The organism is Micromonospora sp. NPDC047740 (assembly GCF_043204735.1).
Classification (GTDB): Bacteria; Actinomycetota; Actinomycetes; order Mycobacteriales; family Micromonosporaceae; genus Micromonospora.
In genome coordinates, this window is sequence record NZ_JBIDCT010000003.1 from 139,951 (window position 1) to 149,209 (window position 9,259).

Below are 9,259 nucleotides of genomic sequence, written 5' to 3' on the forward strand. Positions count from 1 at the left end.
GTCAAGAAGGACCCCCTTCGCCGCGCCAGGCGCCAAGGAGGGGCGCCGCCTTCCAGCAATCAGGGAGGATCGTTTCCGTGGCAAGGGGAGAGCTCCGCATCTACCTCGGGGCCGCCCCCGGCGTCGGCAAGACGTACGCGATGCTGGAGGAGGCCCAGCGGCGGGCCGAGCGGGGCACCGACGTGGTGATCGGCCTGGTCGAGGCGCACGGCCGGCCGCACACCGCAGCGATGATCGGGGACCTCGAGGTGGTGCCCCGACACACGGTGACCTACCGGGGTGTCGAGTTCACCGAGATGGACCTCGACGCGGTGCTGGCCCGCCGGCCCGAGGTCGCCGTGGTCGACGAGCTTGCGCACACCAACGTGCCCGGCTGCCGGCACGAGAAGCGCTGGCAGGACGTCCAGGAGCTGCTCGACGCCGGGATCAGCGTGCTGTCGACCGTCAACATCCAGCACCTCGAGTCGCTCAACGACGTGGTCGCGCAGATCACCGGTGTCACCCAGCGGGAGACGCTGCCGGACCAGGTGGTGCGGGCCGCCGAGCAGGTCGAGCTGGTCGACATGACCCCGGAGGCGCTGCGTCGCCGGATGGCCCACGGCAACATCTACCGCCCCGACAAGATCGACGCGGCGCTGGGCAACTACTTCCGGGTCGGCAACCTGACCGCGCTGCGCGAACTGGCGCTGCTCTGGCTCGCCGACAAGGTTGACGAGCAGCTCGACGCGTACCGCGCCCAGCAGGGCATCTCGGCCACCTGGGAGGCCCGGGAGCGGGTGGTGGTGGCGCTCACCGGCGGCCCCGAGGGGGAGACGCTGATCCGCCGCGCGGCCCGGATCGCCGCCCGCAGCAAGGGCGCCGACCTGCTCGCCGTGCATGTGGCCCGCAGCGACGGCCTGGCCGGCGCGGACCCGGCCCAGCTGGCCCGGCAGCGGGTGCTGGTGGAGAGCCTGGGCGGGACGTACCACCAGGTGCTCGGCACCGACATCCCGGCGGCGCTGCTGGACTTCGCCCGCGGCGTCAACGCCACCCAGCTCGTGCTCGGCGCCAGCCGGCGGGGACGCTTCGCCCAACTGCTGTCCCGGGGGGTCGGCGTCACCACCACCGCGCTGTCCGGGGCGATCGACGTACACCTGGTCACGCACGCCGAGGTCGGGCGGGGGCGGCGCGGTGCAGCGGTGCCCGCCGCGCTGTCCCGGCGGCGCCGGCTGCTCGGGTTCGCGCTCGCCGTGCTCGGCATGCCCGCCCTGACCGGGCTGCTGCGGGTGCTGCCCGACCTCATGCTGACCAACGACATCCTGCTCTTCCTCGCCGGCGTGGTCGGCGTCGCGCTGGTGGGAGGACTGTGGCCGGCGCTGGTCGCCGCGCTGGGTGGTTCCCTGCTGCTGAACTGGTTCTTCACCCCGCCCTACTACACGCTGACCATCGCCGAGGCGGACAACCTCCTCGCGCTCGGCGTCTTCGTCGGCGTCGCGGTCGCGGTGAGCTGGGTGGTCGACGTGGCCGCCCGGCGGACCCGGGAGGCGGCGCGCGCCTCCGCCGACGCGCAGACCCTGGCCACCGTCGCCGGCGGGGTGCTGCGCGGCGAGCGGCCGCTGCGCGCGCTCCTGGACCGGCTGCGGGAGACCTTCGCGCTGCGCGCGGTGAGCGTGCTGGAACTGGTGGCCGAGGCCGAGGGACGCCCCGGCCGGGCCCAGGAGGAGGCGGCCTGGCGGGTGGTGGCCACCGTCGGCGACCGGCCGCCGGGCAGCCCGGGCGCCGGGGAGACCGCCGTGCCGGTGGACGAGCGGCTCACCGTGGTTCTCGCCGGACGGCGGCTGGAGGCCGCCGACCGGCGGGTGGTCGAGGCGTTCGCCGCCCAGGCCGCCATCGCGCTGCGCCAGGAACGCCTCGCCGAGGAGGCCGCCACCGCCCGGCCGCTCGCCGAGGCCGACCGGATGCGCACGGCGCTGCTCGCCGCGGTCAGCCACGACCTGCGTACGCCGCTGGCCTCGGCTAAGGCGGCGGTGAGCAGCCTGCGCAGTCACGACGTGGAGTTCGGCGCGGACGACCGGGAGGAACTGCTGGCCACCGCCGACGAGTCCCTGGACCGGCTCGGCCGGTTGGTGGCGAACCTGCTCGACATGAGCCGGCTCCAGGCCGGCGTACTCGGCGTGACCGCCGCCGCGGTCGGGCTGGAGGACGTCGTACCCCGGGCCCTGGACGAACTCGGAACGGCGGCTGCCGACGTCTCCACCGACATCCCCGCCGACCTGCCGGCGGCCACCGCCGACCCGGGCCTGCTGGAACGGGTGCTGGTCAACATCGTGGCCAACGCCCTGCGGCACAGCCCGCCCGGGCAGCCGCCCACCATCACCGCCAGCGTCCACGCCGGGCAGGTGGAGCTGCGGGTCATCGACACCGGCCCGGGCATCCCCGAGGACCAGTGGGAGCACGTCTTCCTGCCGTTCCAGCGCCTCGGCGACCGGGACAACCAGACCGGGGTGGGCCTCGGGCTCGCACTGTCCCGCGGACTCGCCGAGGCGATGGGTGGCAGCATCACCCCCGAGACCACCCCGGGTGGGGGGCTGACCATGGTGCTGCGGCTGCCCGCCGCCGAGGAGAGGGGGGTCCGGTGACCCGCATCCTGGTCGTGGACGACGAACCGCAGATCCTGCGCGCTCTGCGGATCAACCTGCGCGCCCGCGGCTACGACGTCCAGGTCGCCGAGACCGGCGCCGCCGCGCTCAAGGCCGCCGCCAGCCACCCGCCGGACCTGGTGGTGCTCGACCTCGGGCTGCCCGATCTGGACGGCGTCGACGTGATCCGCGGCCTGCGCGGCTGGACCGCCGTGCCGATCATCGTGCTCTCCGGCCGGGCCGGCAGCGAGGACAAGGTCTCCGCCCTCGACGCCGGCGCGGACGACTACGTCACCAAGCCGTTCGGCGTGGACGAACTGCTCGCCCGCATCCGGGCCGTCACCCGCCGGCTCGGCGGCGCCACCCCGGCCGCCCCCGCTCTCCGGATCGGCCAGCACACCGTCGACCTGGCCGACCGGACGGTCACCCGGGACGACGGCGCCGAGGTCAAGCTCACCCCCACACAGTGGGCCATGCTGGAGAAGCTGCTCCGCAACCCGGGCAAGCTGATCAGCCAGCGGCAGCTGCTGCACGACGTCTGGGGCCCGGAGTACCACCATGAGACCAACTACCTGCGGCAGTTCATGGCACAGCTGCGCCGCAAGCTGGAGGACGACCCGGCCCGGCCCCGGCACCTGATCACGGAGCCGGGCATGGGCTACCGCTACCGCCCCTGATCCGGCTCTCCGTGCGGTCCGTCGCCGCCGCTCACCGGAGGGCCGCGACGGCGGCGTCGGCGCCGTTGCGCCAGTGCACACCGGCCTCGGTGAACCCCGCCGCCCGGAGGGCGTCGAGGTGCCAGGCGGCCGGCGGCGTCCACTCGGGACTGTGTCCGGTCGGGTAGATCTGCCGGCGCTTCTCGGCGAGCGGGGCGAGACCGGGGTCGGCACCGACCTGATCCCACCAGGCCGACCAGGAGAGGGCCGTCCCGGCCGCGTGCCGCGCCTCGCGTTGGGCGTGGGCGCGTGCGGCCAGGCGGGTGCTGAGCGCCGGCAGGGCGTCGTCGGGCATGTGGTCGGCGTTGACGAACACGCCGCCGGGCCGGAGCAGCCCGTGGAGTTCGCCGTACAGGGAGGCCAGGCGCGGGGCGTCGAGCCAGTGCAGGGCGGTGGCCGTGAGGACCGCGTCGAACTCGCGGTGCGGCAGGGTCGCCACCCAGTCGGGGGTGTTGAGGTCGGCCGTGACGACCGTGGCCCGCCCGGCCAGGGACGCCTCGGCGATGGCCAGCAGCACGGGGTCGAGGTCGACGAGGGTGACCTCGGCCCGGGGGAAGCGGGCCAGCGTCCGCAGGCTGATCGAGCCGGTGCCGCCGGCCAGGTCGAGCAGCCGTGGGCGGTCGCCGTCCACCACGGCGTCGACCGCGTCGAGCATCGCGGTGATCCGGTGTTCCCGGTCCGGCAGGTACGCCTCCTGCTGCCGGTCCCAGCTCTCCTGCCAGGCGCGCGGATCAAACTCGTAAGGACTCATAGTGCCGACGCTAGTTACCGGAACGGCGGGTTGTCCAGAGCTGTGGCGGAGTTGTTGCAAACAATTGGCAACTACAGAGACATTGCTACAAGCCCCAGCCCGTGTTGCGGGGGTCGCCGCCACCCGGTGTGTTCGCGTAGCCCGGGACGGAGCGTCCTCCGGTGCCTTTCGTCGGCCTGCGCGATCCGATCGCCTGAGCCGGTGTGGATCCGACGGTGGTGGGGCCATCGGTGAGACCGGAATTGATGTCGAGCTCGTTCTGCGGCCGCTCCAGGTACCGACGCGGCACGGAGGTGCCGCCCCGGTTGGGCAACCTGGATCGGGTCCGGACGTGCCGGACGGCGGAGAAGGCGGTCGTTGACCAAGGCGATGCTGGTGCCCCCGGCAGGATTCGAACCTGCGACACACGGTTTAGGAAACCGTTGCTCTATCCCCTGAGCTACGAGGGCGCGAGCGCTCAGTCTAGCGACCTGCGCGTCGACCCGGGATGCCAGGGAGCCGCCCAGGTTGACCAGCCCGCTGCGCTGGTTGATGACCGAGCATCGAGCCAGGTGGGGGCGGGCCGGGCAATGAGCCATCGTTGGCTGCGGCTTGTCGGGCGAGTCGAATTCCCTTCACATACTTCAATGAACGTCGATTTAACCGGTGTGTCGGCGGGTGCTGGTGTGGCGATGAAGGCCAGAATTGAGGGCCTTGGCACAAGGATGAGGCGTTCCGTTCGGAGGTGTCCGTTGATGTGGTGTCGCGGCCGACTGGCCCGGTGGACGCTGCGCGGGGCACTCCTGGTCGGTGGCGCGTTCGGCGTGTGGGCTGTTCACGATGCGATTGCGGATGGCGTGGCTCATGCACGCGCCAGCGCTGATGTGACGGTTGCGAACCTGGGCCAGCCGCTGACAGCCGTGGTGACACCGGCACGAGTACCTGCGGGCAAACCCGACCGAGCGGAGGATGCTGCGGCACTGCCGGGCCTGGAGAGGGGCGTCGAGGCGGTCATCGGGGTGACGCGTCCGGTCGTGGACCTGGCGTCGCCGGTGGTCGCGGGGATCTCCGACACACGGCTGCTGGAGCCGGTCCGGGAGGCCGTCAGGCCGGTAGCCGAGCCGATCGTTGACGTTCTGCCTCCCGCCCTGGCCCCGGTGCTCGGGCTGACCCAGCCGATCATCGGCGCACCCGCTGCGCCTCCGCCTTCTTCCGGTCCTCCGGCCGACGGGGCGCCGACACCGGCCCGGCAGGCGTCGACCGCCCGCGCCACGATCGCCCGCCCTGTGCTGCCGGTCGTTGCGACCCACCCGGAAGCTCCGTCACTGGAGGTTCCGGCCAAGCCGCCAAGTCGGGATGAGCTGCCAGCGAGCGATGGCGAGATGGTTCAGGTGTCCTGGCCGGGCGACCCGGAGGGAACCCCCGGAGTGACGCCTGCCGCCCCCGTCAGCACAGCCGGAACCGGCTCCGCTGCTGCCGGGACGGGCATCCCCGCCGACGCGTCACCTCGTTGCTGGTCGCCGGACCTACAACTTGTCGGCTGCCGCCTCTGCCGGTGCGACAAGCTGGCGTACCGGTCGAGTCAACCGGACACCAGACCCGCCTGAGAGCCCCGGCCGCCTGGGCGAGCGGCGGAACAGCCACGGCTGGTGTGAACGGTGCGGCCTGCCCCGGCAGGCCCGGCGCCGGTATTCCCATCGCGTGCAGGAGCGCCGCGATGACCACTCACGCCGCTGGCGGGAACCGCCACCGCCGCTGCCGTCGGAGGCCCGGCACCCGCCCGCATGGCGACGCGGTGCCCTGGCCGAAGGCGCTGCTCCACGCCTGATCCTGGCCGGCGTCGTCCCTGCCGCCCCGGCCGTCGTCCGCCGACCAGTCACACCCACCAACAGGAGAGGTCCGTGAGCAACACCCTGCCCGTTTGCCGTGCCCGATGGGGAGACATCCCCGAGATCGTCGATCTTGTCGTCGGCCCCTTCGCCGAGAGCGCCGTCGGCGCATGGCTCGTACCCGAGAGGCACCGCCGGCGTGACGTGCTCGCCGCCGTCATCCGGGTCTGGGCCGAACACGCTCTGCTCTTCGGCGAGGCCTACCTCCTGAAGGATCATTCCGCCGCCGCCGTGTGGCTGCACCGGTACGGTCCCGTCCCACCGCCGAATGACTACGGGGAGCGGCTCGCCGTCGCCTGCGGCGACTACCTGGACCGCTTCCTTCACCTCGATGACGTCCTGCGCGCCCACCGACCTGTCGATCCGCACAACCACCTGGCGTTCTTCAGCGTGGCACCCGTTCCCCACCGCAACCGGCGCGCCGCCACCCTGCTCGCCACCAGCAACGCCCGCATGGGCCAAGGCCTGCTCCCCACATACGCCGAGGCGACAACCACCGCCGAGCGGGACCTGTACGCCCGGCACGGCTACGTTCCCCACGAGCCGTTCAGCCTGCCCGACGGCACCATCACCTATCCCATGTGGCGCTACCCGGGACAGCGGCGGCCCGGCCACCACTCATCCCCCCGAACCAGGCGCCCGGACCAGCCCGCCCGCACCCATCCGCTGAACGACCTTTCCATCCGGGTCATCCTCGACACATCCGCGATAATCGCGTTCGCCAAGGGCTCGATGGCCGTCGGCGAAGCGATCGCAGCGGTTGCCGATGAGGGTGGCCTCTTCGGGCTACCCGTGATGTGCCTGGCTGAGGCATCGAGATCAGGGGCTGACCCCATCCGGCTGGACCTCCTGGTCAACCATCCGGCTGCGGCGGTGCTCACCGTTGATCCGCTCAAATGGAGGGCATTCGCCGTGATCTGTCGCAGGACCGGCCAGCTCGACACAGCGACCGCGCTGCTCGCCGCCGCCGACCACGACTGCGCCGTCCTGAGCGAACACCCCTGATCCCCTGCACAGCAACCGGCCATGGCGACCGTCATGCGAGCGACAGACAAGGGAGCCTCGGCGGCTGATGATTCGCCTCAGCGATCGCCTTCGTGCTGTCAGCTGATGGGCAGCGCTGCCCGATCGGTTGGGGCAGGCACGGTGTAGGGTGCCGGCGGCATGTTCGGTCGAGCCCGGTCCCGGTGACTGTTCGTAACGGGTCAAGGACTGGGCGTTTTCGTCGGCATTTGTATTACTCGGACACGCCGCTGGCGGATATTGACGCTCGTCACGATGGCTTGTCCGGTTTGCGCCTTGCAGACCGATGAATCGCTTCCCTAGCCTGAGCGCGCTCATGGGTTCAACGGGGGAGCGCGGCATGCAACTACGGATTCGGCTTCTAGGCCCGGTGGAAGTCCTCATGGACGGCGAGGACATCACTCCTAGCGGGGCCAATCGGCGGGCGGTTCTGGCCGGGCTGGCCCTCGATGCGAACCGGCCCGTCGCGCTCAGTCGGCTGGCCGGCATGGTCTGGTCCGATGCCCCGCCGGCTTCCGCCGTGGCTAACCTGCGGTCGCACGTCGCCGTGTTACGGCGCATGTTGGGTGCCCGCCTCGTCGCGCATCGAAATGCGTATGAGCTGCGGCTGGCGGCGGATGAGCTGGATGTGACCGAGTTCCAGCGGCTGGCGGAGGAGGGGCGCAGCATGCTGGCTACGCCCGACCCGCTCGGCGCCATCGGGACGCTGGCCAGCGCGCTGGCGCAATGGCGTGGCGCCTCCGGTGACGGAGTGCCGCGTGGCACGGCCTTGGACAACCGCTGGGCCAGTCTCGATGAGCAGCGGTTGCAGGTGTTCGAGGAGCTGGCGGAGGCCCGACTCGCCGCCGGCCAGCATGCACTACTGCTTGCCGACCTGCGTCGTCACCTCGCCGCGCATCCGCTGCGGGAGCGGGCCTGGGGGCAGCTCATGCTCGCCCTCTACCGTTGTGGGGAGGTGCCCGCGGCGCTCGTTGTCTATCGGGATGCGCGGGCCGTCCTCAACGAACAGCTCGGCATCGAGCCCGGTGAGGCGCTGATGAACCTGCATCGAGCGATGCTCGATCGGGCGCCCGAGCTGTCGCCGGCGACACCCGCTGGGCCCCTGGTCATGTCGGCCGTCGAGACGCGGTCCGCTGCCGGCTGGGCAGTGCCGCGGGAGCTCCCGGCGGACCTGGTCACCGTCGTCGCCCGGGTCCGGGAGACCGCCGACGTGGTCGCCGCGCTGCGCGGTCCGACACCGGCCGCGGTGATCGTCACCGGCGCGGCGGGCAGCGGCAAGACCACGCTGGCGATCCGCGCCGCGCACCAGGTGGCCGCCAACTTCCCGGACGGACAGGTCTTCGTCGACCTCGGCCACCGCAGTGCAGTGACTCCGGGTGAGGTACTGGCCCGGGTGCTGCGGGCGTTGGGGGTCGCCCCCGCCGACGTGCCCGAGGACGGCGACGAGCGGGCTGGCTGGTTCCGTTCTCTGGTCGCCGGGCGCCGGCTGCTGATGGTCGTTGACGGCGTCACGAGGGCGGCCCAGGTGCGACCGTTGATTCCCGCCGGTCCGGGGCCCGCCCTGATCGCCGTCAGTTCGCGGCAGCTCGGCAGCCTGGACGGCATCCGGCGGGTAGCGCTGCGGCCGCTGGGTGCTGGGCAGGCACGAGACCTGCTGGCCAGCATTGTGGGGCGGCAACGGTTGGCGGCGGATGGAGCGGCCACGGCGGAACTGGTCCGACTGTGCGCCGGCTCGGTGCTGGCGTTGCGGATCGCCGGCGCCCGCTTGGCGCGGTGGCCCACCATGCCGATGGCCACTCTGGCCGCCCAACTCGGCGACGACCGCCACCGGCTGGACCTGCTCGCTGACGGGGACCTGTCGGTGCGGGCCAGCCTGGCCAGCATCGTCGCTGTTGTCCGTGCCGAGGACGAGGTGGCCGGGCAGCTCTTGGAACTGCTCGGTGCCCACCCCGATGCGCCAGAACTGGCGGATCGAGCTGCCGCCCAGCTCGGGGTCAGCACTCAGCGAATCCGACGGGCCTTGGACAGCCTCGTCGACGCCCACCTGCTCCACCCGGGCGGCCCCGCTGGCAACCACCTGCCGGCGCTGGTTCGTGAATACCTCACCGAGCTGGCCGCCGTGCCGCTCGCGCCGGCGCATGTCCTGCGCGCCGGCGAATCGACCCGGCCACGGTCCGCCTGGCGGGATCTCGGTTGGCAGGGAATTGCCTCTTTTGTCGCGATGGTACCGGTCAACGCCGTGCTGTGACCGTCTTCCGTCCGGTCCCTCAGGCGCAAACGCAG

At 72.1% G+C, this 9,259-nt stretch carries 5 protein-coding genes and 1 tRNA gene; 4 read left to right on the forward strand and 2 right to left on the reverse strand.

Translation table 11 applies throughout. The annotated features are described in order from the left end of the window. Positions 1-77: 77 nt before the first annotated feature. Both ACGF4F_RS07645 and ACGF4F_RS07650 read left to right on the forward strand, forming a co-directional pair. Positions 78-2,618 (forward strand): DUF4118 domain-containing protein, encoded by a 2,541-nt coding sequence (locus ACGF4F_RS07645; RefSeq protein ID WP_393075727.1) that lies wholly within the window; start codon positions 78-80, stop codon positions 2,616-2,618. Then, a complete protein-coding gene (locus ACGF4F_RS07650; protein ID WP_357442292.1) occupies positions 2,615-3,295 on the forward strand; it encodes a response regulator in 681 nt (226 codons plus the stop codon). The genes ACGF4F_RS07645 and ACGF4F_RS07650 overlap by 4 nt, the downstream gene beginning before the upstream one ends. 31 nt (positions 3,296-3,326) lie before the next feature. Here ACGF4F_RS07650 and ACGF4F_RS07655 read toward each other — a convergent pair whose 3' ends face one another. Both ACGF4F_RS07655 and ACGF4F_RS07660 read right to left on the reverse strand, forming a co-directional pair. After that, entirely contained in the window at positions 3,327-4,085 is a 759-nt protein-coding gene (locus tag ACGF4F_RS07655; protein ID WP_357442294.1) for a class I SAM-dependent methyltransferase, read from the reverse strand. A gap of 373 nt (positions 4,086-4,458) precedes the next feature. Next, positions 4,459-4,534 (reverse strand) — tRNA-Arg (locus ACGF4F_RS07660). Between the two features lie 1,431 nt (positions 4,535-5,965). Here ACGF4F_RS07660 and ACGF4F_RS07665 point away from each other — a divergent pair. Together ACGF4F_RS07665 and ACGF4F_RS07670 are read left to right on the forward strand one after the other, a co-directional pair. Beyond that, entirely contained in the window at positions 5,966-6,958 is a 993-nt protein-coding gene (locus ACGF4F_RS07665; protein ID WP_357442296.1) for a hypothetical protein, read from the forward strand. Between the two features lie 358 nt (positions 6,959-7,316). After that, positions 7,317-9,224 carry a BTAD domain-containing putative transcriptional regulator gene (locus ACGF4F_RS07670; protein ID WP_357442298.1) on the forward strand — a complete coding sequence of 636 codons (1,908 nt, stop codon included), beginning with the start codon at positions 7,317-7,319 and terminating at the stop codon, positions 9,222-9,224. The last annotated feature ends 35 nt before the right edge of the window (positions 9,225-9,259 follow it).